At 61.7% G+C, this 21,280-nt stretch carries 20 protein-coding genes and 1 tRNA gene; 12 read left to right on the plus strand and 9 right to left on the minus strand.

Annotation, left to right across the window (positions count from 1 at the left end):
• Positions 1–90 precede the first annotated feature (90 nt).
• A tRNA-Pro gene (locus AB8A33_RS22395) sits at positions 91–167 on the minus strand.
• Positions 168–260: 93 nt separating this feature from the next.
• Here AB8A33_RS22395 and AB8A33_RS22400 point away from each other — a divergent pair.
• Genes AB8A33_RS22400 through AB8A33_RS22410 form a run of 3 tightly spaced genes read left to right on the plus strand, consistent with a single transcriptional unit; the run spans position 261 to position 3,190 of the window.
• Positions 261–1,256 carry an L-threonylcarbamoyladenylate synthase gene (locus AB8A33_RS22400; protein ID WP_439094777.1) on the plus strand — a complete coding sequence of 332 codons (996 nt, stop codon included), beginning with the start codon at positions 261–263 and terminating at the stop codon, positions 1,254–1,256.
• A gap of 51 nt (positions 1,257–1,307) precedes the next feature.
• Entirely contained in the window at positions 1,308–2,765 is a 1,458-nt protein-coding gene (locus tag AB8A33_RS22405) for an FAD-binding oxidoreductase (RefSeq protein WP_439094778.1), read from the plus strand.
• Positions 2,762–3,190, plus strand: coding sequence for a GNAT family acetyltransferase (locus tag AB8A33_RS22410; RefSeq protein ID WP_439094779.1), 429 nt, complete (start codon positions 2,762–2,764; stop codon positions 3,188–3,190). Before AB8A33_RS22405 ends, AB8A33_RS22410 begins: the two co-directional genes overlap by 4 nt.
• 1 nt (position 3,191) lies before the next feature.
• Here AB8A33_RS22410 and AB8A33_RS22415 read toward each other — a convergent pair whose 3' ends face one another.
• The gene (locus tag AB8A33_RS22415) at positions 3,192–3,947 is read right to left on the minus strand and encodes an SOS response-associated peptidase (protein WP_439094780.1); all 756 of its coding nucleotides are present in this window, start codon (positions 3,945–3,947) and stop codon (positions 3,192–3,194) included.
• A gap of 61 nt (positions 3,948–4,008) precedes the next feature.
• Here AB8A33_RS22415 and AB8A33_RS22420 point away from each other — a divergent pair, with 61 nt between their 5' ends.
• From AB8A33_RS22420 to AB8A33_RS22435, 4 genes are all read left to right on the plus strand, one after another.
• On the plus strand, positions 4,009–4,524 hold the full coding sequence (locus AB8A33_RS22420; protein WP_439094781.1) for a hypothetical protein: 516 nt from the start codon (positions 4,009–4,011) through the stop codon (positions 4,522–4,524).
• A gap of 4 nt (positions 4,525–4,528) precedes the next feature.
• A complete protein-coding gene (locus tag AB8A33_RS22425; RefSeq protein WP_092139465.1) occupies positions 4,529–4,951 on the plus strand; it encodes an NUDIX hydrolase in 423 nt (140 codons plus the stop codon).
• 80 nt (positions 4,952–5,031) lie between these two features.
• On the plus strand, positions 5,032–5,406 hold the full coding sequence (locus AB8A33_RS22430; protein ID WP_439073186.1) for a TIGR02301 family protein: 375 nt from the start codon (positions 5,032–5,034) through the stop codon (positions 5,404–5,406).
• A 15-nt stretch (positions 5,407–5,421) separates the two neighbouring features.
• Positions 5,422–6,057, plus strand: a complete 636-nt coding sequence (locus tag AB8A33_RS22435) for an HAD family hydrolase (RefSeq protein WP_439096008.1) — start codon at positions 5,422–5,424, stop codon at positions 6,055–6,057.
• 9 nt (positions 6,058–6,066) lie between these two features.
• Here AB8A33_RS22435 and AB8A33_RS22440 read toward each other — a convergent pair whose 3' ends face one another.
• On the minus strand, positions 6,067–7,341 hold the full coding sequence (locus AB8A33_RS22440) for an acyl-CoA dehydrogenase family protein (RefSeq protein ID WP_439094782.1): 1,275 nt from the start codon (positions 7,339–7,341) through the stop codon (positions 6,067–6,069).
• Between the two features lie 146 nt (positions 7,342–7,487).
• Between AB8A33_RS22440 and AB8A33_RS22445 the strand changes: the two genes are divergently transcribed.
• Positions 7,488–8,267: an enoyl-CoA hydratase-related protein gene (locus tag AB8A33_RS22445; RefSeq protein WP_116661614.1), complete on the plus strand. Its 780-nt coding sequence runs from the start codon at positions 7,488–7,490 to the stop codon at positions 8,265–8,267.
• Between the two features lie 11 nt (positions 8,268–8,278).
• Here AB8A33_RS22445 and AB8A33_RS22450 read toward each other — a convergent pair whose 3' ends face one another.
• From AB8A33_RS22450 to AB8A33_RS22460, 3 genes are read right to left on the minus strand one after another with little or no spacing between them, the layout of a single operon-like run.
• Positions 8,279–8,653, minus strand: a complete 375-nt coding sequence (locus tag AB8A33_RS22450; protein WP_439094783.1) for a DUF6285 domain-containing protein — start codon at positions 8,651–8,653, stop codon at positions 8,279–8,281.
• A gap of 60 nt (positions 8,654–8,713) precedes the next feature.
• Positions 8,714–9,712, minus strand: coding sequence for a phosphotransferase family protein (locus AB8A33_RS22455; RefSeq protein WP_439094784.1), 999 nt, complete (start codon positions 9,710–9,712; stop codon positions 8,714–8,716).
• A gap of 3 nt (positions 9,713–9,715) precedes the next feature.
• Positions 9,716–10,510, minus strand: coding sequence for an enoyl-CoA hydratase/isomerase (locus AB8A33_RS22460; protein ID WP_092139475.1), 795 nt, complete (start codon positions 10,508–10,510; stop codon positions 9,716–9,718).
• 163 nt (positions 10,511–10,673) lie between these two features.
• Between AB8A33_RS22460 and AB8A33_RS22465 the strand changes: the two genes are divergently transcribed.
• On the plus strand, positions 10,674–11,465 hold the full coding sequence (locus AB8A33_RS22465) for an SDR family NAD(P)-dependent oxidoreductase (RefSeq protein ID WP_439094785.1): 792 nt from the start codon (positions 10,674–10,676) through the stop codon (positions 11,463–11,465).
• Positions 11,466–11,596: 131 nt separating this feature from the next.
• On the opposite strand, the gene AB8A33_RS22470 is transcribed toward AB8A33_RS22465, so the two are convergent.
• On the minus strand, positions 11,597–13,258 hold the full coding sequence (locus AB8A33_RS22470) for a flavin-containing monooxygenase (RefSeq protein ID WP_439094786.1): 1,662 nt from the start codon (positions 13,256–13,258) through the stop codon (positions 11,597–11,599).
• A 210-nt stretch (positions 13,259–13,468) separates the two neighbouring features.
• Between AB8A33_RS22470 and AB8A33_RS22475 the strand changes: the two genes are divergently transcribed.
• Genes AB8A33_RS22475 through AB8A33_RS22485 form a run of 3 tightly spaced genes read left to right on the plus strand, consistent with a single transcriptional unit; the run spans position 13,469 to position 16,599 of the window.
• Positions 13,469–14,602 (plus strand): nitronate monooxygenase, encoded by a 1,134-nt coding sequence (locus tag AB8A33_RS22475; RefSeq protein WP_439094787.1) that lies wholly within the window; start codon positions 13,469–13,471, stop codon positions 14,600–14,602.
• Positions 14,603–14,619: 17 nt separating this feature from the next.
• Complete coding sequence (locus AB8A33_RS22480) at positions 14,620–16,137, plus strand: acetyl-CoA acetyltransferase (RefSeq protein ID WP_439094788.1); 1,518 nt, start codon at positions 14,620–14,622, stop codon at positions 16,135–16,137.
• Between the two features lie 6 nt (positions 16,138–16,143).
• Positions 16,144–16,599 (plus strand): PaaI family thioesterase, encoded by a 456-nt coding sequence (locus AB8A33_RS22485; RefSeq protein WP_439094789.1) that lies wholly within the window; start codon positions 16,144–16,146, stop codon positions 16,597–16,599.
• 64 nt (positions 16,600–16,663) lie between these two features.
• Here AB8A33_RS22485 and AB8A33_RS22490 read toward each other — a convergent pair whose 3' ends face one another.
• Together AB8A33_RS22490 and AB8A33_RS22495 are read right to left on the minus strand one after the other, a co-directional pair.
• On the minus strand, positions 16,664–17,869 hold the full coding sequence (locus tag AB8A33_RS22490) for an efflux RND transporter periplasmic adaptor subunit (RefSeq protein ID WP_439094790.1): 1,206 nt from the start codon (positions 17,867–17,869) through the stop codon (positions 16,664–16,666).
• Positions 17,859–21,056 (minus strand): efflux RND transporter permease subunit, encoded by a 3,198-nt coding sequence (locus AB8A33_RS22495; protein ID WP_439094791.1) that lies wholly within the window; start codon positions 21,054–21,056, stop codon positions 17,859–17,861. Before AB8A33_RS22495 ends, AB8A33_RS22490 begins: the two co-directional genes overlap by 11 nt.
• Positions 21,057–21,280 lie beyond the last annotated feature (224 nt).

Here is a 21,280-nt window from a genome sequence, read left to right on the forward strand (position 1 = left end):
TTGCGCGCCCGGGCGGCTATTCTCAGATGAAATTCAGGAGATTCTTGACAGACGGCGGCGCCGCAAAATGACGCTAAGCCATTGAAATCATGGTCGGAGTGGCAGGATTCGAACCTGCGACCCCTGCGTCCCGAACGCAGTGCTCTACCGGGCTGAGCCACACTCCGACTAAGAGCGCGGCTTATAGCCTTGGGTTTCGCATCCTGCAAGAACCCCGGTAAAGAAGCCTGACCAATTTTGAAGACAAGGATCTGCCCCGCATGGCCGTAGGCCTGACCACTCGGATGAGCCCTGCCGACGCCGCCCATATTGCGGAGGCGGCGCGCTGCCTGCACGCGGGCGGGTTGCTGGCGTTCCCGACGGAGACGGTCTACGGGCTCGGCGCCGATGCGGCCAATCCGCGGGCCGTGGCGGGGATCTATGAGGCCAAGGGCCGGCCGTCGTTCAATCCGCTGATCGCCCATGTGGCGGATCTCGCCGCTGCCCGGCGCATTGCCCGATTCGATGCGCGCGCGCTGGCGCTTGCCGAGGCGTTCTGGCCAGGGCCGCTGACGCTGGTGCTGCCCAAGGCGGCGGACTGCCCGGTGGCCGATCTGGCCACCGCCGGCCTCGACACCATTGCCATTCGTGTGCCGGCGCATCCCGTGGCCCACGCGCTCCTGCAGGCCTTTGGCGGTGCCGTGGTGGCGCCGTCGGCCAATATCTCCGGGCATGTCTCGCCGACCACCGCAGTCCATGTACTGAGCGATCTGGATGGCCGGATCGACATGATTCTCGATGGCGGCCCGGTTGAAGTGGGCGTTGAATCCACCATCGTCGGTTGTTTCGACACGCCGATGCTGCTTCGCCCCGGTGGCCTGCCACGCGAGGCGATCGAACGGGTGCTGGGCCAACCGCTGGCGAGCCCGCCGGACGAACCCGCAAGCGATACAAACCAGCCGCTGGCGCCGGGTATGCTGGCCTCGCATTATGCGCCGCGGACACGGGTGCGGCTGCTGGCCGAGACCGTGAATCCCGGCGAGGCGCTACTGGCTTTCGGATCGGCCCCGCTGCCCGGCATCGAGGCCGCCGCCGCTGTCCTGAATTTGTCCGAACAGGGCGATCTCGGGGAAGCAGCCACCAATCTTTTCGGCTATCTTCGTGCGCTCGACGCCGCTGCTATGGCTTCGGGCGCGAGCGGCATCGCGGTGATGCCGGTGCCGAACCATGGGCTCGGCGAAGCCATCAATGACCGGCTGCGCCGCGCCGCCGTGTAATTCGAACGCAAGACCAAGAAACGCGCCAAGAAAATATCCAAGGGAATAGTTATGAATATCGTCCAGCCGAAGCCGCCCACGCTTTCCCCCGAAACCATCGCGCGCTTCCGGGCCATCGTTGGCGACAAATACGCCATCACCGATCAGGCCGACGTGCATCAATACGTCACCGAGGATCGCAACCTGTTTTTCGGCACCTCGCCGCTGGTGCTGCGCCCGGGCTCGACCGCCGAGGTCGCCGCCATCTGCAAACTCGCCACCGAGACCCGCACCGCGCTGGTGCCGCAAGGCGGCAATACTGGGCTCGTCGGCGGCCAGACGCCTTATGGCGGCGAGGTCGTGCTGTCGATGCGCCGGATGGACAAGGTGCGCGATCTGGACACGTCATCCAACACTATGACGGTGGAAGCCGGCCTCGTGCTGCAGGTCGCGCAGCAGCGCGCCGCGGAAGCCGATCGGCTGTTTCCGCTGTCACTGGGCTCGGAAGGCAGCTGCACCATCGGCGGCAATCTCTCCAGCAATGCCGGCGGCACCACTGCCCTCGCCTATGGCGTCGCGCGCGAGATGGCTCTCGGCCTCGAAGTCGTGCTGGCCGATGGCCGCATTCTCAATGGCCTGTCAAAGCTGAAGAAAGACAACACGGGCTACGACCTGCGCAACATCTTCATCGGCGCTGAGGGCTCGCTCGGCATCATTACCGCGGCAACGCTGAAGCTGTTTCCAAAGCCGCGCGCGGTCGAGACCGCCTTTGTCGGCCTGAAGTCGCCGGACGATGCGCTGAAGCTGCTCAGCATCTCCCGCTCCGAAGCCGCCGGCAACCTCACCAGTTTCGAACTGATCGCCGATATCGCTGTGGATTTCAGCGTCCGCCATGGCATCGGCATTCGCGACCCGCTCTCCAGCAAACACGCCTGGTATGTCTTGATGGAATTGTCGTCAGGTCGCGACGATGCCCGCGCGACATTGGAGGCGATCCTCGAACGCGGCTTTGAAGACGGCATCGTGGATGACGCCGTGATCGCCGAGAATATCGCCCAGCGTCAGGCGTTCTGGAAACTGCGCGAGGAAATCTCGCCGGCGCAGAAACCAGAAGGCGGATCGATCAAGCACGATATCTCGGTGCCGGTCGCTTCCGTGCCCGCCTTCATCGCCGAAGCCAATGCGGCCGTCGTGAAGCTGATGCCCGGCGCACGCCCGGTGCCGTTCGGCCATCTCGGCGACGGCAACATCCACTACAATGTCACGCAGCCCAAGGAAACGCTCGGCGACAGCGACGGCCGCGAGAAATTCCTGGCGCGCTGGCACGACGTCAACGAAGTCGTCTTCGACGTCGTGCTGCGCATGGGCGGCTCGATCTCCGCCGAACATGGCATCGGCCAGATGAAGGCGGCTGAGCTGCCCTCGGTGAAGGACCCCGTCGCCATCGAACTGATGCGCAGCCTGAAGGCGATGCTGGATCCGCTGAACATTCTCAATCCGGGCAAGGTGCTGCTGCCGGTGCAACATTGAAAGTTGCCCGGCTCGTCGACACCGACATTCAAGCGGTCGTTCAGCTCTGGCTGCGCTGCGGACTGGTCCGGCCCTGGAACGATCCGGAGGCCGATATCAGGCTGGCGCGCGCAGGCACCAATGCCGACGTCCTGGTCGGCCGCAGGGGAAGGACCATCGTCGCCTCCGTGCTGGTCGGCCATGATGGCCATCGCGGCTGGGTCTATTACGTCTCGGTCGATCCCGACCACCAGCGCCAGGATTTCGGCCGCGGTATCATGGCGGCCGCCGAAGATTGGCTGCGCGAGCGCGGCATCGAGAAGATGCAGCTCATGGTGCGCTCGGATAACACCAAGGTGCAGGCATTCTACGAGTCGCTCGGCTACGGCGAACAGAAGCGCGTGATCTATGCGAAATGGCTCGATGGCCGGCCGCTGACGCCGTGAGCTAGAACAACGAGCCCTGGCCGTCGTCTTCGCTCACCACAACCTTGCGCGGCGCCCTCGTCGGCTTCACCTGCTCCACGGCAGCTTCTTCTGCCGAGATCGGCAGGATCAGTTGCGCTTCGTCATTGGCCACCTTGTTGACGGCCATCGCCACGGGATGCCAGGCAAAGGTGCCGTCTGCGGGCGCAGCGAGCATCGTCATCACGTCGGACGCGCTATCCGAACTGCAATCGAGCCACTGGCCGAAATGATCGGGTGCGATCGTCACCGGCACGCGATGGTGCAGTACCGACATGCCCGTGCTGGCTTCCGCAGTAATGATTGCGACTGTGTCGACTTCTTCGCCGTTCGGTCCCATCCAGGTCTCGGCAAGACCTGCGAATCCCATAGGCCCGCCTGCGCTTGGGTGGATAAAATACGGTTGTTTTCGTTCACCGCGGTTTTGCCATTCGTAATAGCCATCGGCCGGAATCAGACAGCGGCGACGGCGAATCGCGTTTTTGAAGGCCGGCTTTTCTTGCACCGTCTCGGCACGTGCATTAATCAGAAGCGTAAACTTCCGCGGGTCCTTGACCCAGGAGGGTAAAAGGCCCCATCGCATTAGACGGAAATGCCGGAATCCGTTTTCAACGATGACAACAGGAACCGGCTGCGTCGGCGCAATATTGTACCTCGCGGGAAAATTCGGTTGCTCGATATAACTGAATACCTGCCGTAACGCTTCCGGCGCTGATGTAATGACAAACCGCCCGCACATTCTCGATTCGCAATCCTGCCTCTTCAGGCGGTTTTAACCCAAAACACCAACAGTGCGACATATGACCCTGACGGCCATACAACCGGCGCAGCATGACCATCACGATCTGGCCAGTGCCAGTGCAGGCCCCGTTGCGTCAGCTGCCGAGCTGATGGCCGCCAATATCAATCCGCGCACGGGTCTGGCGACCGACTATCTCAACCACTTCAACGAAGCCATCATGTTGCTCGAGCTGATCCCGGACATGCCGGACTGCTATGAGCTGTTTCTGGAATGGCAGCCGCTCAGCTATGCCGAGCACTTCATCAAATCCAACTTCAAGGCCCGCGATCTCGCCATCGCATCCTATGAGGCTGCACGCCCTGCCATCCGTGCAGAATTCGATGCACTGGTCGCGAACATGACGCAGATCCTGATCACGGTCGGTGAAGCCATGCGCACCGTGCAACAGGATCGAACCCGTGCCATGCTGGCCGAACAGGCCGCCGGCTGGGTCAAGCCGATGGTCGGCACCGCCGGCGGCATCATCAACGGCCGCGATCAGGAATCCGACGTCGACAGCATCATGGCGCAATGACCTCGTGACCGACACGCCTCCCGCTCATCCACAACTCGCCACCAGCGCCGCCATCTTCCGGGATGGCAAGGTGCTGCTGGTCCGTCGCGCCCGCTCGCCCGGCAAGGGCTTCTATTCACTGCCCGGCGGACGCGTGGAATTCGGCGAATCCCTCGCCGTAGCCCTTGCCCGCGAGGTAATGGAAGAAACCGGACTGACCATCGACATTGTCGGCCTGTCCGGCTTTCGCGAAGTCCTGCCCAACGACAAGGTGGCCGGGCACTACCTGATCATGTCCTTTGCCGCACGCTGGGTGGCTGGCGAGCCCGAGCTGAATGACGAACTTGACGATTTCCAGTGGGTCGCGCCGGACGATCTCGGCGCCTTCAAGACCACCGATGGCCTCGGTCCGATCCTCGCCATGGCGGAAGATCTGGTCGGACCATAAATAGCTCCTTGTCGCACCAGCAGCGTTGCCTTGCTTCAGACGCCTTGAAAAGGCATATCAGCCGGGTTCCGGGACCATTCATGTTGAAGCATCTGCTCATCATTCTGACCATTGCGATGACCTGCGCTGGCTCTGCCCGGGCACAGGACGCGGCTGCGCCGTTCGACAATGACCTGCAGCGGATGTCAGAAATTCTCGGCGCGCTGCATTACCTGCGCGGCATCTGCGGCAACAACGAAGGCAACAAGTGGCGCAACGAGATGCAGGCGCTGGTCGATGCCGAGACGCCGTCCGGCGAGCGCCGCGCCCGCATGATCGCCGGCTTCAACCGCGGCTATAACGGCTTCCAGCAGACCTACCGGACCTGCACGCCTGCCGCCAGTATCGCCATCCGCCGCTATATCGACGAAGGCTCGCGAATCTCACGCGATCTCACCGCAAGGTATGCGAACTAGATGAAGCCACATGCCATCGACACGGTCTTTTTCGATCTTGACGGAACACTCACCGATCCCAAGATCGGCATCACGGGTTCGATCCAGTATGCGCTCGGCAAGCTCGGGCTTCCCGTCCCGACACAGGACGAACTGACCTGGTGCATCGGTCCACCGCTGCGCGCCAGCTTCGTGGCGCTGCTCGGCGGCGATAAGGATGCCGATCGCGGCGTCGAACTCTATCGCGAACGCTTCGGCACGATCGGCCTGTTCGAGAACACGCTTTATGATGGCATCACCGCGACGCTCGATACGTTGCACGCAACAGGCCGCCGGCTGTTTGTCGCCACCAGCAAGCCGCATGTGTTCGCCGATCGCATCGTCGATCACTTCGGCCTGCGCAAATACTTCACGCGCGTATTTGGCTCAGAGCTCGATGGCACTCGCGTCGACAAGAGCGACCTGCTGCGTTATGCGCTCGACGAGACCTCCGCCGATCCCGCCCGGGCGATCATGATCGGCGATCGCAAGCACGACATCATCGGCGCTGCGAATAATGGCATTTCGGGGATCGGCGTGCTCTATGGCTATGGCGGCCGCGAGGAGCTGACCACCGCGGGCGCACGACATTTGGTTGCCTCGCCTGCGGAAATTCCAGGCTACATCAACTGACGCAGCACATCAGTGCTTGTTGACGCCCATATAGCCAAACAGGAATCCCGCGACCTTGCGTTTCTGGATTTCTTCGCTGCCTTCGGTGATGCGGTAGCGGCGGTGATGGCGATAAATGTGCTCGAACGGCTTGTGGCGTGAATAGCCCATGCCGCCATGCACCTGCATCGCGCGGTCGGCGGACTCGCAACACAGCCGATTAGCCCAGTAGTTACACATCGACACCTTGTCCGACAGCGTGTGTTCGACCTGCGCCTGGGTGAGCTGGTCCATCTCCCACGCCGTCTTGCGGATCAGCAGCCGCAGCATCTCCGCCTGCGTCGCCAGCTCGACCAACGGAAACTGGATGCCCTGGTTGCGCGCCAGTTCCTCGCCGAACGGCTTTCGCTCGCGCGCGTATTTCACGCTCTCATTGATGCAATAGACCGCGGCGCCCAACGAGCTGGCCGCCTGACGGATGCGGTTCTCATGCACGAAGCACTGCGCCAGCGACAGACCACGACCGATCTCGCCGAACAGCGCATCATCCGGCACAAACACATCGGTGAACGACACACGCGGATGGTCTGTGGGCATGTTGAAGGTCCACATATATTCTTCGATCTTTACGCCTGCGGCCTTAGCCGGCACCAGGAAACAGGTGATGCCGCGCGCATCGCCGTCGTTCCCCGACGTGCGCGCGAACAGCGCGCAATGCGTGGCCACATGCATGCCGGTGGTCCACATCTTCTCGCCGTTGATGATCCAGCCCTTGACGCCGTCGCGCGTTGCCTCGACTGCGGTCGTCTCCATATGCGTCGCGTCGGAGCCGTGCTCCGGCTCGGTCAAACCGAAGGTGATGCGATATTTTCCAGTGATCGAGCCTTCGATCATCTCCTTCTGGTCGTCGCGACCATAGCGATCCAGCATCGTCACCAGCGGCAGATTGCCGACGATGGAATGTTCGTTCTGCAGATCATTGTGCAGGCCGAGGCCTTTGGCGGCGAAATGTTCGCGGATCACAGCCATCCAGAGATTGCTGCCGTCCTTGCCGCCATAGCGCTTCGGGATCGCAAAGCGCAGATGGCCGGCATTGTCGGCGAGATTCTTCGCCTGACGCAGCAGCTGCTCCCATTCATGTCGCGGCAACCCGCCATTGTCGAAATCGGTGCGCGCCCATTCGCGGCGATGATCGAAGAAGCGGATATTGTCATCCCGCTCTTCGAGCGGCTTGATCTCGCGCAGGATGAATGAATCGAGTTCGGCGAGATAGGCGACCAGATCGGCTGGCAGGGAAAAATCCAAGGCGCTCTCCCGATTGTTTTCCGAGCTTTGTTGCTCTTGTTAATCGAGCGATTAAGATGGCATCGTCCGATCAAGTCAAGCGCGGCAAGTCAGGTACGCTTTGGCGTCATAAATTCTGCGTAACGAAAAACAAAAGGGAGGCCGCGATGGCTCTGCAATTCTCAACCGTGACCCGCAAGGGACCGATCACCATCGTGACGCTGTCGCGCCCGGAAGTTTACAACGCGCTGCACACCGACGCGCATAACGAGCTGCACGAGGTGTTCAACGACTTCGCTAGCGATCCCGAACAGTGGGTGGCGATCGTCACCGGCGCCGGCGACAAGGCGTTCTGCGCCGGCAACGATCTGAAATGGCAGGCCGCCGGCGGCAAGCGCGGCTGGAACACGTCGGGCTTCGCGGGCCTCACTGCGCGCTTCGATTGCGACAAGCCGATCATCGCTGCGGTGAACGGCGTCGCCATGGGTGGCGGCTTCGAGATTGCGCTGGCCTGCGACCTGATCATCGCTGCGGAAAATGCGACCTTTGCCCTGCCCGAGCCCCGCGTCGGCCTTGCTGCACTCGCGGGCGGTCTGCAGCGACTGCCGCGCCAGATCGGCATGAAGCGCGCCATGGGCATGATCCTCACCGCGCGCCATGTGAAGCCGCAGGAAGGCTATGAGCTCGGCTTCGTCAACGAAGTGGTGCCGCAGGGCGAAGCCCTGAACGCCGCACTGCGCTGGGCCGAAACGATCTGCCAGAATTCACCGATGTCCATCCGCGCCTCCAAGCAGGCGATTCAGAAGGGCATGGCGGTGTCGCTGGAACAGGCCATCACCGAGCAGCGCGAATACCCCGCAGTGAAGGCCATGGCGGCGTCGGAGGATTATATCGAAGGTCCGAAGGCGTTTTCGGAGAAGCGCAAGCCGAACTGGAAGGGGAAGTAGCGCTTCGGCGCTTACTTCGGTTCCAGCTCGCGCTTGTAGGAACCATAGTTAGGCTGATCGACGGCGAGCTTCGCCAGTGTCGTCTGCCACAGATGCTCTTTCACACCGGGCGTCGTGAGATCGATGTCGCCTTGCGCAATACGATCGGCGAGATCCCGGTTCAATCTCTCCAGCGTGCCGTGAACACCGAGCAGCATTGTCAATCCATGCAACTCGGCCGTGTCACTATCGCCGGCCAGCGTCAATTGCCGTGTCACCAGATCGAGCGCGTTGATCGCGACACGCAGCTTGAAGGCGGCATGACCTGAGATTTGAGGTGCAATGTCGTTGCGAAGGAAATCCGCGACGGCCTTTACCAGTTCATCGGGTCTCGGTTCATCTTGCATGTCATCACCTTGTGCTTTTGCGCATGATCTAATCCGAAAACCGGCCGCCACTTCTCGGGATCATGCGCGCGGTGCCAACAACCTGAGTAGATCGATTTCCGTTTCAGACGATCGACGCCCGATCATCGCGCGCTCCATCGAATGATCCGGGCCGAGACGAAACCGCTGCATCATGCCGACGCACATCACGCCCCAGCGCAGCGTCCCCATTACTTCCCAGAATTTGACGCGTGCCACATCGACCGCGGTGCCGCTGGCCGCCTCATAACCCGAGAACAACTCCTCATAGGTGCCAAACCCGCCAACCGGCTTGTCGACGACACCGAAGCGCCAGGAATTGACGCAGATCCAGCCGAGATCCTCCATGGGATCGCCGAGATGCGCGAGTTCCCAGTCCAGCACGGCCCGCACGCCATCAGGATCAATCATCAGATTGCCGTGACGAAAATCGCCATGCACCAAGGTGACGCGTTCTGATGGGCCGGGATCGTTGTCGCGCAGCCAGCGCAGCGCCAGCTGGAACACCGGGCGCGGCCAGCCGAAGCCGCCGATCTCATGCTGCAGTTCGGCGATTTCTGCTGCTGCATTCATGCAACGGAGTTGCGGCAGGCTTGCAGCGGACAGCCCATGGATGCCGGCGAGGATCTCGCCGCATTGCCGGGCGAGTTTGGGCCGCGCCCCTGCGAATTCATCGTCGCGCAAAATCTTGCGCGGGATGGTTTCGCCAGCGACTCGCTGCATGATGAAGCCGGTTCCCAATCCATCACCCGGTTTGAGAACATGCAGCACCTTCGGCGATGGTACACCCGCATCGAAGGCCAGCTGCATCAGTACCGCTTCGGCATCGAGCCCTGCAGCACGGCCGGGCGCCGCGCCATAACCCGACGGTGCGCGACGCAGGATTGCGGCGATGGCACCATCAGGATGCGTGATATCGAACGACCACGTCTCCTGGCTGGCACCACCGGACAAACGCTTTGCATCCGTCACGCCGGTGGCGCCATTGCACCACGACACGACGCTGCGTCCGAGCAGCTCCGCGACGGAAGCTGAACTCAAGGCTTACTTGCCCGTGAACTTGGCCGGGCGCTTCTCGAGGAATGCGGCCACGCCTTCCTTGAAGTCCGGCGACGCACCGGCAATCCGCTGCGACTGCACTTCGAGATTGATCTGGTCCTCGAAGGAATTTTCCGGGCTGTCCCAATAGAGCTTACGGATCAGCGACAGCGCCACAGTCGGGCCATTGGCGAGATCGTGGGCGAGCTTCATCGCCTCGTCCATCAGCGCAGCGTCGTCATAGACACGATTGACGAGACCCCATTCCAGCGCCTTCTCGGCGGGCAACTTTTCGCCGAGCAGCGACAGCTCCACCGAGCGCGCCTTGCCGATCAGGCGGGGCAGAATCCAGGTCGAACCACAATCCGGCACAAGGCCGATACGACGGAACGCCTGCAGAAAATAGGACGACTTCGCACAGAGAATGAGATCGCCCATCAGCGCGAAGCTCATGCCCGCGCCGGCCGCCGGGCCGTTCACGGCGGTGACGATCGGACAATGCAGGTTCTGCAACCGGCGCAGGAACGGATGGAAAGCGGTCTCCAGCGTCGCGCCCGCGCTGCTCCGCGACTTGGTCACCTGATTGTTGCGGCCCTGAAGATTTGCGCCGGTGCAAAAGGCGCGGCCGGCGCCGGTGATCACCAGACAGCGCACATTGTCGCGGCGCTCATCGATTTCTTCCAGCGCCTCGGTGAGGCCGCCAAGCATATCGACCGATACCGCATTCATCACCTCCTGATGATCGAGCTTCAGGATGGCGACATTACCGTCGAAATCGAGCGTGACGTGTTTGAACTGCATGGTTTCCTCACGGGATGGTCCGCGTGTTTATTCCGCGGTGTGGAAGCATTGTATGTCAGGCAGCATATTTGATTTTTCAGACGCGCTTGTCCATGCTTCCTGGGGAACACCAGCCCACCAACGGACGAACGGCATAACGCGCGCCAAACATGGAAACGCTGACATGGCAACGCCTACACAGATATTCGACCTCAGCGGCCGCGTGGCCGTCATCACCGGCGGCAATGGCGGTATCGGCCTCGGCATCGCGCAGGCGCTGGCCACCGCCGGCTGCAACGTCTCGATCTGGGGCCGCAACGCCGAGAAGAACAAGGCCGCGGCCGCCACCATGGCGGACTGCGCTGGCAAGGTCGATACCCTGGTCTGCGACGTCACCGACACCGCCTCGGTCAAGTCGGCGATGGATGCCACGCTGAAGAAATTCGGCCGCGTCGACGGCTGTTTCGCCAATGCCGGCATCGGCGGCGGCGGCCGGCACAATTTCATCGACCGCACCGAAGAGCAGTGGCGCACCATGTTCGCCACCAATCTCGACGGTGTCTTCCATGCCTTCCAGGTCGCCGCACGCCACATGACCGAACGCGCCGAAGCCGGTGACAAGTTCGGCCGGCTGGTTGCGACTTCGAGCCTCGCCTCGATCTTTGGCACCGCGCGCAACGAGCACTATGCGGCGACCAAGGCCGCCATCAACGCGCTGGTGCGTGCCCTCGCCGTCGAACTGGCGCGGCAGGGTGTGACGGCGAATGCAATCCTGCCGGGCTGGATCAAGAGCGACATGACGGCAGGGATCATGGGCAACGAGAAATTCGTCGCCAATGTCATGCCGCGCATCCCGGTGCGCCGCTTCGGCGAACCGTCGGACTTCGGCGGCATCGCTGTCTATCTGATGAGCAAGGCGTCATCGTATCACACGGCGGATACATTCGTGATCGATGGCGGGTATACGGCGTTTTAGCCAAAAACACAGGGGTCATCCCCGGGCCTGTCTCGGGGATTCACGCCTTGGCCCCAGTGCGAAGTAAGACGTGGATGGCCGGGACAAGCCCGGCCATGACGACCGAGGGGACTTAGCTTCTCGGCCCACCTCTAGGACGCCACCGCCGCCTTCGCCTCCGCCCCTACCGTCATCGCAAACCCCTCATAGTCCTTCGCTGCGACATCGTTGCAGATCTGCCGGTAGACGCCGACGCCGCCGATATAGGGCATGAATATCTGCGGTTTGCCAGGAATGTTCGCGCCCATGTACCAGGAATTGGCCTGCGGATAGAGCGTGCCGGCCGCAACCTCATTGACATGCGCGACCCACTTGTCCTCCGCGGAACGCGTTGCCTCGATCACCCCTGCGCCACGATCACGCATGTAAGCGACGCAGTCGGTGATCCAGTCGACATGCTGCTCGATGGACACAATCATGTTGGACAGCACCGAGGGCGAGCCGGGGCCAGTGACGATGAACAGGTTCGGAAAGCCCACGCTCATCAGGCCGAGGTAGGTTCGCGGGCCTTCCGCCCACTTGTCGTTCAGCGTCTGGCCGCCGCGGCCGCGAATGTCGATCTTGGCGACTGAGCCGGTCATCGCATCGAAGCCAGTGGCCAGCACAAGCGCATCGACCTGGTAGTCCTTGCCGCCGGTCCGTACGGCATTCGGCAGTATCTGCTCAACCGGATGGGCCTTGATATCGACCAGCGTCACATGCGGGCGATTGAAGCTCGCATAGTAATCTGTGTCGACGCAGATACGCTTCGAACCAACCGGATGATCGGTCGGCTGGAGCAGCCTTGCCGTTTCGGGATCGCTGACGATTTCTGAAATTCTTTCGCGGATAAAATCGGCGGCGGTATCGTTGGCGCGCTGATCCAAGACCAGGTTATTGTAGACGCCCATGAAGGTAAGCCCGCCCGATGTCCATCGCGCATGATACTTCTCACGCCTTTCATGCTCCGGATCGTCGAGCGCGCCGCGGTCCGGAATCGGCTGCACGATGCCGTTCTTGAAATCCTCACGCGCTTGCCGGCGGATTTCGGAATAGTTGTCGCGGAACGACTTGCGCTCTTCATCACTGAGCGGCGCATTGCGCGCCGGCACACTGAAATTCGCAGTGCGCTGGAATACGTAGAGTTGGCTCGCCTGCTCGGCGATAAGCGGGACCGACTGGATTGCTGACGATCCCGTGCCGATGACACCCACGCGCAGGCCGGTGAAATCGACTGTCTCATGCGGCCAATTGCCGGTGTGATAGACCTTGCCCTTGAAATCCTTCATGCCCCTGAATTCGGGCGTACGCGCATTCGACAGGCAACCCGTCGCGAGCACGACATGCTGCGCGATGGTGGCCTGACCATCGCAAGTCGTTACCGTCCATCGATTGGCGCGTTCGTCGAAGACTGCAGATTTGACCGTCGTGTTGAACTGGATGTCCTTCCGCAGATCGTAGCGATCGGCGACATGGCCGGCATAGCGCAGAATTTCGGGCTGCGGCGCATAGCGCTCGCTCCAGTCCCATTCCTGCTGCAACCTGTCATCGAACGAGAACGAATACTGCATGCTCTCGACATCGCAGCGCGCGCCGGGATAGCGGTTCCAGTACCAAGTGCCGCCGACATCGCCGCCCTGTTCGAAGACTTTCACATGGAAACCGAGGCCGCGCAATTTGTGCAGCAAATAAAGCCCCGCGAACCCGGCGCCGACGACCACGACATCGATACGCGCGTTCTGATGTGAGACAGATTGCGGCTGTGCAGCGGCCATGCGTTCCCTCCCGTATTTATTGCTTTGCTTGTTGCTGACAGCATTTCCCGCGTGGCGCGAAAGTGCAAGCAGGAAATCGGACGCTGTTGCCGTGGTATTTTGTCGGACGGAATGACATTCGTCCGCTTGGCATCATCCTTCCCTATGCGCTAGCGTTCATCACGAACCTGCCACATGAAGCGGGTCACAAGACATTGGGGAGATGCGCTGATGAAATCGCCAATCTGCGAGATGCTGGGCATCGCGTTTCCATTACTCGCCTTCAGCCATTGCCGCGACGTGGTTGCCGCCGTCAGCCGCGCCGGCGGCTTCGGTGTGCTCGGCGCCACCGCGCATTCGCCGGAAACGCTGGAGCAGGAACTGAGGTGGATCGACGATCACGTCGACGGCAAGCCTTACGGCATCGATGTACTGATCCCGGAGAACATCTCCACCGCAGGCGAGAAGGACGTCACCTGGAAGTCGCTGGAGCGCCGCATCACGCCGGAACATCGCGCTTTCACCAGGAGCCTGCTGAAAAAATACGGCGTCGATCTCAAGATCACCGAAGTCTCCGCCGATCAGCCGCAACCATTCGATGGCGAGACTGCACTGCGACTGCTCGACGTCTCCTTCAATCATCCGATCCGGCTGATCGCCAATGCACTCGGCGTGCCACCGAAGGCGATGATCGAGATGGGCAAAGCCCATGGCGTCCCGGTGGCGGCGCTCGTCGGTGCCAAGGAACATGCGATCCGGCAGGTTGCGGCCGGCGTCGATATTCTCGTGGCGCAGGGCACCGAGGCCGGCGGCCATTGCGGCGAGGTCTCGACCATGGTGCTGGTGCCGGAGGTGATCAAGGCCATCAAACCGATGCGCGAGGTCCCGGTTCTCGCCGCCGGCGGCATCATGACCGGGCGGCAAATGGCAGGATGCATGGCGATGGGCGCTGCAGGCGTCTGGACCGGTTCGGTGTGGCTCGCGACAACGGAATCCGAAACCTCCGAAATCTTTCGCGAGAAGATGATTGCCGCCTCATCGCGGGATGCTATCCGCTCCAGGGGACGCACAGGCAAGCCCGCACGGCAGTTGCGCTCGGTCTGGACTGATGCGTGGGATCGCGGCGAAGACAGCCCCGGCGCGCTACCGATGCCACTGCAGAGCCTGATCAGCCGCGATGCCTTCGCCTCCATCGATCGGTCAGCCGCAGCCGGCAATGCGCAGGCACGGGATCTGGTCAGCTATTTCGTCGGACAGGGCGTCGGTCTGATTGACAGCGTCAAGTCCGCAGGCGCAGTTGTGCAGGAATTCAAGGAAGACTTTGCCGAAGCGGCGGAGCACCTCACCATGCTGGTTTCCGAATAAAGGCAAGAGCAAGAACAATGGCAGTATCGAACCAAGCTGAAGACCGCATCCCCGTCATTGTCGGCGTCGGCGAATTCTCGGATCATCCGAAGGAGCTTAGAGAAGGCCTTGAGCCGCTCGCCTTGATGATCGAGGCGTTGAAGCGCGCGGAGCAGGATTCAGGCGCAAAACTTCTCAAGGATATCGACTCGCTCGACATCGTGAACTTCCTGAGCTGGCGCTACACCGCCCCGGAAAAGCAGCTCAGCGAGAAGCTCGGCATCAATCCGAAGCACGCCTATTACGGCCCGGTCGGCGGCGAGAGCCCGATCCGCTATATCCACGAAGCAGCCAAGCGTATCGCTCGCGGCGAATCCCAGGTCGCGGCGATTACAGGTGCGGAATCGCAGGGCACGGCCACCAAGGCAGAACGCGCGAAGGTCGACCTGCCCTGGACGCCCTTCGCCAAGGATGCGCCGGAGCCGCTGCGCGGCGCCAACTATCAGAAGCCGATGGCGACCAAGCTCGGCGTGGCCAAACCGGTCACGGTCTACCCGTTCTATGAAGCCGCCTCTGCCGCGCATTGGGGCCAGACGCCGCGGGAGGCGCATCGCGAATCCGGCGAGTTGTGGTCACGCTATGCGGGCGTCGCCGCGAGTAATCCCGAGGCCTGGATCAAGAAGGCTTACACGCCAGAGCAGATCACTACGCCGACGCCCGACAACCGGCTGATCGCCTGGCCCTATACCAAGCTGATGGTGGCCAATCCAATGGTCAACCAGTCCGCCGCGATCCTCGTCACCAGCCTTGCGAAAGCGCGCGCCGCCGGCGTGCCCGAGAACCGCATTGTCCATATCTGGGGCGGCGCCTCGGCCGAAGAGCCGCGCGACTATCTCGACCGCGACCAGTATGCGGAAAGCCACGCGCAGAATGCCGTGCTGAAAGTCGCCATGGATCTGGTCGGTGGCTCGGGCAAGAACTTTGGCGCCATCGAGCTGTATAGCTGCTTCCCCTGCGTGCCGAAGATGGCCCGCCGCACCCTCGGCCTTGGCAGTGACGTGCAGCCGACTGTGACCGGCGGTCTCACCTTCTTTGGTGCGCCACTGAACGACTACATGGCACATGCCGCATGCGCGATGGTGCGCAAGATCCGCGCTGGTACGAAGACTGGATTGCTCTACGCGCAAGGCGGCTTCGTCACCAAACACCACGCGCTGGTGGTATCGAAGGAGATGCCCAAGGCAGCGATCGCGCAGGACACTGGCGTGCAGGTTGACGCCGATCGCAATCGCAAGCCCGTCCCGAGATATGTCACCGAAGCTTCGGGCAACGGCACTGTCGAAAGCTTCACGGTGATCTACGGCCGCGGTGGCGAGATCGAACATGGCGTGGTGATCCTGCGCACTGCTGCCAATGAACGCGCGCTGGCGCGTGTGCCGGTGCAGGACCAGGCGACGCTGGCGTTCTTGATGGATCAGGATAAGACGCCGGTGGGAGCGTCGGGGCCGATCAGCACGGCGGGTGATGGCGTGCTGGAATGGCGAAAGGCGCCGTAGAGCGAGATGACCAAATTCATTCCAAAGGATGAAAACTTCGAGTCCCGCGTGCAGGCGAGCTTCGCCCGCCAAACGGCGATGGCGACACTGGGCATCGAAGTTGCTCGCCAGGCAGCCGGCGAAGTCGAACTAAAAATGCCGTACAACACCGCCTTTACGCAGCAGCATGGGTTCATTCATGCCGGCATCATCACGACAGCGCTGGATACGGCCTGCGGATATGCCGCCTTCTCGCTGATGCCCCACAATGCCGCAGTACTTACCGTCGAATTCAAGACCAATTTTCTGGCCCCGGCACGCGGCGAGTACTTCCTGTTTCGGGCTCATGTTCTCAAGCCCGGCAGAACGATAACGGTTTCTGAGGGTCAGGCCTTTGCGGTGGAGCAAGACGAGGAGAAGCTGATCGCAACAATGAGCTGCACCTTAATGGCGCTGTTCGATCGCGAGGGCATCACGCACTAGGCGATCGTAAACGCAGGGGTGCTATACCGGGCATACGAGCCCGGCATAGCGAGGCGTCAACGCCCTAGCCCTTCACTTCCTTCTTGTCCGTCTCTGCCGTCGGCTTGCCGCTCTTCGGCGCGCTGCCGCCGGTAATGCGGACCTTGTCGCCGTCGTTGAGGCCATCCGGCGGCGCGATGACGATACGATCGTCCGCGGTAATGCCAGATCCGAGTTCGATGTCGCGGCCGAGGTCGCGGGCGATCGTCACGGTCTTGAACAGGATCTTGTCGTCCGGCCCAACGGTCGCAACGCGCATGCCGCTCTTGTTGAAAATCAGCGCTGAGGCCGGAACATGGAGCGGCGCGGAATCTCGCGCCAAGCTCATCTTCACATTCGCATAGCCGCCCGGCAGCAACTCGCCGCTCGGATTGTCGAGCACGAGCTGCATGCGCGTGGTGCCCGACGCCACATCGACAGCCTGCGATGAGGCCTCCACCGTGGCGGGGAATGTCTTGTTCGGATGATCGGGCACGCTGATGATCGCCTTGGCACCAACCCTGATCGCCGGCACATAGCTCTGCGGCACGTCGACATAGACGCGCAGCTTCTTGATGTCGGACACCACGAACATCGCGGCGCCGGTACCGGTGCCGCCCGAGATCAGCGCGCCGACGTCGGTGTTGCGCTGGGTCACGACGCCATCGAACGGCGCGGAAATCTTCTTATAACCGGCCAGCGCTTCCAGACGCTCGACATTAGCTTGGCCGGAATTCACGGCGGCGCGTTTGTTGTTCAGATCGGCGGTACGTTCGTCGATTTCCTGCGCCGAGACGAAATTCGACGCGACCAGTGTCTTGCGGCGGTTCAGCGTCGCTTCGGACAGTTTGGCGCTGGACTGTTGGCTGACGAGGTCAGCGCGGGCCTGCAGCAACTGCTGATCGAGGTCCGGGGCCTCGATCTCGGCGATCACCTGACCGGCTTTAACCTGCGCGCCGATATCGGCGCTCCAGTTCTTCAGATAGCCGGAGACGCGGGCAAAAATCGGCGCGCGGTAATAGGCTTCGAGCCGACCCGGCAGATCGAGCGTGGCACTGAGCACGCGCGCATCTGGCGGAGCCACCGCGACGGTCGGGATCGCCTGATCGTCGGTCCAGGCCTTCAGCTCGGTTTCCGTCTTGGCGCGGGCCATGATGCCGGTGACGACAATGGCGCCCGCCGCGACGAGGCCGATCACTCCGACCAGGCCGAGCTTGCGGCGTGACACCGGGGGGGTCTGCTCAGTGGGCATGCAACGTCTCCGAGGTAGCCACATCAGCCACAGGCTGATTTTCGGGCTGCTGTTTCTTGTGAACCATGCTGAAAACCACCGGCACGAACATCAGCGTAGCGATGGTAGCAAAAATCAGGCCGCCGATGACAGCGCGGCCAAGTGGCGCATTCTGCTCGCCGCCCTCGCCGAGGCCCAGAGCCATCGGCGCCATACCGATGATCATGGCCAGCGCCGTCATGAGTACCGGGCGGAACCGGACGAAACCGGCTTCGGACGCAGCCTTGATGGGATCGCCGAGGATCGCATAGCGCTCGCGGGCAAAGGAAATCACCAGCACCGAGTTGGCGGTGGCGACGCCCATACACATGATGGCGCCGGTCAATGCCGGAACCGACAGCGTCGTCTGCGTCGTGAACAGCATCCAGACGATGCCGGCCAATGCCGCCGGCAGCGCGGTGATGATCACGAACGGATCGGACCAGGACTGGAAGTTCACGACGATCAAGAGATAGATCAGCACGATGGCGCCGAGCAGGCCGAACAACAGGCCGGCAAAGGCGCTGTTCATGGTCTGCACCTGACCGAGCAGCGCCACATTGCTGCCCTTCGGCACATCCGCCCTGGTTTCTTCCAGCGCCTTGTAGATATCGTTGGACACGGAGCCGAGATCACGGCCCTGCGTGGTGGCATAGATCTGCACCATGGACTGGATGTCATATTGCGACACCACGGCATTCGAGACCGAGCGATTGATATTGGCTATGCCGCCGAGCATCGGCGTATTGTTGCTGGCATTCACTGCCGTGATCGGCAGCGTTTCCAGCGCGCCCAGCGAATCCAGCTTGTATTGTGGCGTTTGCATCACGATCGAATAGGACACGCCGTTATCGGGATTGAGATAATAGGTCGGCGCGACCTGCGATGAACCGGCGAGGTTGACCACGAGGCTGTTGGTGACATCGCGCTCGGTCAGGCCGACATATTGCGCACGGGTGCGATCCACATCGATGTTGAAGCCGGGATTGTTCGGCGACTGCTGGATGCGCGCATCGGCAATGCCCGGGATCCGACGGATCTTGCCGAGCAGCTTGTTCGCATATTCAAAATTCGCCGCCAGGTTGGCACCGCGGATCTGCAGGTCGATCGGCGCCGGCGCACCGAAGTTCAGGATCTGACTAACGATATCCGCCGGCAGGAAGGCAAAGCTGACGCCGGGGAATTGACGCGGCAGCTGTTCGCGCAGTTGCCGGACATATTCTTCGGTCGGCCTGTGGCCTTCCTTCAGCTTGATCTGGAAGTCGCCATCCTGCGGGCCGATCACGCCGGTGTTGTTATAGGTCAGATTGATGCCAGATACGGGCATGCCGATATTGTCGGTCATGGTCTCGATCTGATCCGGCGGAATGATCTTGCGCACCGCCTTGGTAATGTCCGCGAACTGGTTGGCGGTTTCCTCGATGCGGGTGCCAACCTGGGCGCGGACATGCATCAGGATGGCGCCGCCATCGACCGACGGGAAGAAGTTACGACCAAGGAACGGCACCAGCAGAAACGACACGCCGACGACGCCGAGGAAGCCGATCACAAAAACGGGGCGCCGCGCCAGCGCCATATCCAGCAGACCATGATAGCCGCCGCGGATACGCTCGAAGCCGGCCTCGAAGCCACGCTGGAAACGCACCAGTGGATTGCGGGTCGGCGGCTTCTCGCCCTCATGATGGACATGCGGCTGCAGCAGATACTTGGCCATGGTCGGCACCAGCGTGCGCGACAGCAGGAACGACCAGACCATCGCGAACATCACCGCTTCGGCCATCGGCACGAACAGGAAGCGCGCGATGCCGTTGAGGAAGAACATCGGCACGAACACGATACAGATACACAGCAGCGATACGAAAGCCGGCGTCACAATTTGCGCCGCGCCGTCCATGATCGAGGTTTCGACGTCCTTGCCCTGCTCGAGATGGTAATTAATGTTCTCGATGGTCACCGTGGCGTCGTCGACGAGAATGCCGACCGCAAGCGCCAGACCGCCCAGCGTCATGATGTTAAGCGTTTCGCCAATCATCGACAGCATGATGATGGCGCCGAGCACCGCCAGCGGGATCGACACCGCGATGATGACGGTGGAACGCCAGCTGCCGAGGAACAGCAGGATCATCACCGACGTCAGCAAGGCCGCAATAACGCCTTCCACGGCCACGCCCTCGATGGCGCCGCGCACGAAGCCGGATTGGTCACCGATATAGCTGATCTTCAACGCGTCCGGCAGCGCGGCGCGATAATCGATCACCTTCTGCTTGATGCCGGATATGATATCCAGCGTCGAAACCGAACCGGCCTTCAGCACCTGCATCAGCACCGAGCGATTGCCATCCACATGCACGATATTGGTCTGCGGCGGATTACCGTCGCGCACGGTAGCGACGTCATCCACATAGACCATGGCGCCGTTGACGCTCTTGATCGGTAACCGACCGAGCTCTTCAATCTTCAGCGGCGAGTTGTTGAGATTGATCGTGTATTCGAACTCGCCGATCTTCTGCGTGCCGACCGGCGTGATCAAGTTCTGCGCCGCCAGTGCATTGGCGACATCCTGGCCCGAGAGACTGCGCGCCTGCAGCGCGCCGGGATTGAGGTCGATCTGGATCTGGCGCTGCTTGCCGCCGAACGGATATGGGATCGCGGCACCTGGCACGGTGACCAGCGGCGTGCGCAACTGATTGATGCCGATGTCGGCGAGGTTCTGTTCTGTGAGACCATCGCCTGACAGAGCAACGTTGATGATCGGAACCGTCGAAGCTGAGTAATTCAGAATCAACGGCGGCGTGGCGCCGGGCGGCAACTGCTTGATCAGTGTCTGCGAGATCGCGGTGACCTGCGCATTGGCGGTGCGGATATCCACATTGGGTTGGAAGAATATCTTGATGATGCCGAAGCCGGCATAGGAATTGGCGGTGATGTGCTCGATGTCATTGACGGTGGTGGTGAGCGCACGCTGGAACGGCGTGGTGATACGGCCGGACATCTGATCCGGAGGGAGGCCGGTATACTGCCAGACCACTCCGATGACCGGAATGCGAATATCAGGGAAAATATCGGTTGGCGTGCGAAGCGCGGCCAGCGGCCCGACAATCAGCAACAGCAGGGCCAGCACCACAAAGGTGTAAGGCCGGGTCAGAGCAATACGCACCAACGAGATCATGAACGGGTAGTCCTCGATACATTGACGAGAGGGGCATTGCGGAAACCCGCCTGCCCACGATCGAATTCATCTGTTTAGAGAGATCGTCCGCATCCGATTAGTGAGCCGGGCCGGCATAAGCTTATCGGCTCGGTTCATGAATGAACGGGCAATCCTCTTTGCATGAGGGGCTGCGAACCGGCGGTCCTCGCGCCTGCCTACGCCAGCAGATTTACCCGACCTGC

The organism is Tardiphaga sp. 813_E8_N1_3 (assembly GCF_051811025.1).
In the GTDB taxonomy this organism is placed as follows: domain Bacteria; phylum Pseudomonadota; class Alphaproteobacteria; order Rhizobiales; family Xanthobacteraceae; genus Tardiphaga.

What these genes read in the sequence shown, in the direction of transcription:
- AB8A33_RS22420 (WP_439094781.1), top strand. Translation starts at nt 4,009, where the DNA reads ATGACCCTGACGGCCATACAACCGGCGCAGCATGACCATCACGATCTG.
- AB8A33_RS22480 (WP_439094788.1), top strand. Translation starts at nt 14,620, where the DNA reads ATGGCAGTATCGAACCAAGCTGAAGACCGCATCCCCGTCATTGTCGGC.
- AB8A33_RS22460 (WP_092139475.1), bottom strand. Translation starts at nt 10,510, where the DNA reads ATGCAGTTCAAACACGTCACGCTCGATTTCGACGGTAATGTCGCCATC.
- AB8A33_RS22490 (WP_439094790.1), bottom strand. Translation starts at nt 17,869, where the DNA reads ATGCCCACTGAGCAGACCCCCCCGGTGTCACGCCGCAAGCTCGGCCTG.
- AB8A33_RS22450 (WP_439094783.1), bottom strand. Translation starts at nt 8,653, where the DNA reads ATGCAAGATGAACCGAGACCCGATGAACTGGTAAAGGCCGTCGCGGAT.
- AB8A33_RS22430 (WP_439073186.1), top strand. Translation starts at nt 5,032, where the DNA reads ATGTTGAAGCATCTGCTCATCATTCTGACCATTGCGATGACCTGCGCT.
- AB8A33_RS22445 (WP_116661614.1), top strand. Translation starts at nt 7,488, where the DNA reads ATGGCTCTGCAATTCTCAACCGTGACCCGCAAGGGACCGATCACCATC.
- AB8A33_RS22465 (WP_439094785.1), top strand. Translation starts at nt 10,674, where the DNA reads ATGGCAACGCCTACACAGATATTCGACCTCAGCGGCCGCGTGGCCGTC.
- AB8A33_RS22485 (WP_439094789.1), top strand. Translation starts at nt 16,144, where the DNA reads ATGACCAAATTCATTCCAAAGGATGAAAACTTCGAGTCCCGCGTGCAG.
- AB8A33_RS22495 (WP_439094791.1), bottom strand. Translation starts at nt 21,056, where the DNA reads ATGATCTCGTTGGTGCGTATTGCTCTGACCCGGCCTTACACCTTTGTG.
- AB8A33_RS22405 (WP_439094778.1), top strand. Translation starts at nt 1,308, where the DNA reads ATGAATATCGTCCAGCCGAAGCCGCCCACGCTTTCCCCCGAAACCATC.
- AB8A33_RS22475 (WP_439094787.1), top strand. Translation starts at nt 13,469, where the DNA reads ATGAAATCGCCAATCTGCGAGATGCTGGGCATCGCGTTTCCATTACTC.
- AB8A33_RS22415 (WP_439094780.1), bottom strand. Translation starts at nt 3,947, where the DNA reads ATGTGCGGGCGGTTTGTCATTACATCAGCGCCGGAAGCGTTACGGCAG.
- AB8A33_RS22470 (WP_439094786.1), bottom strand. Translation starts at nt 13,258, where the DNA reads ATGGCCGCTGCACAGCCGCAATCTGTCTCACATCAGAACGCGCGTATC.
- AB8A33_RS22400 (WP_439094777.1), top strand. Translation starts at nt 261, where the DNA reads ATGGCCGTAGGCCTGACCACTCGGATGAGCCCTGCCGACGCCGCCCAT.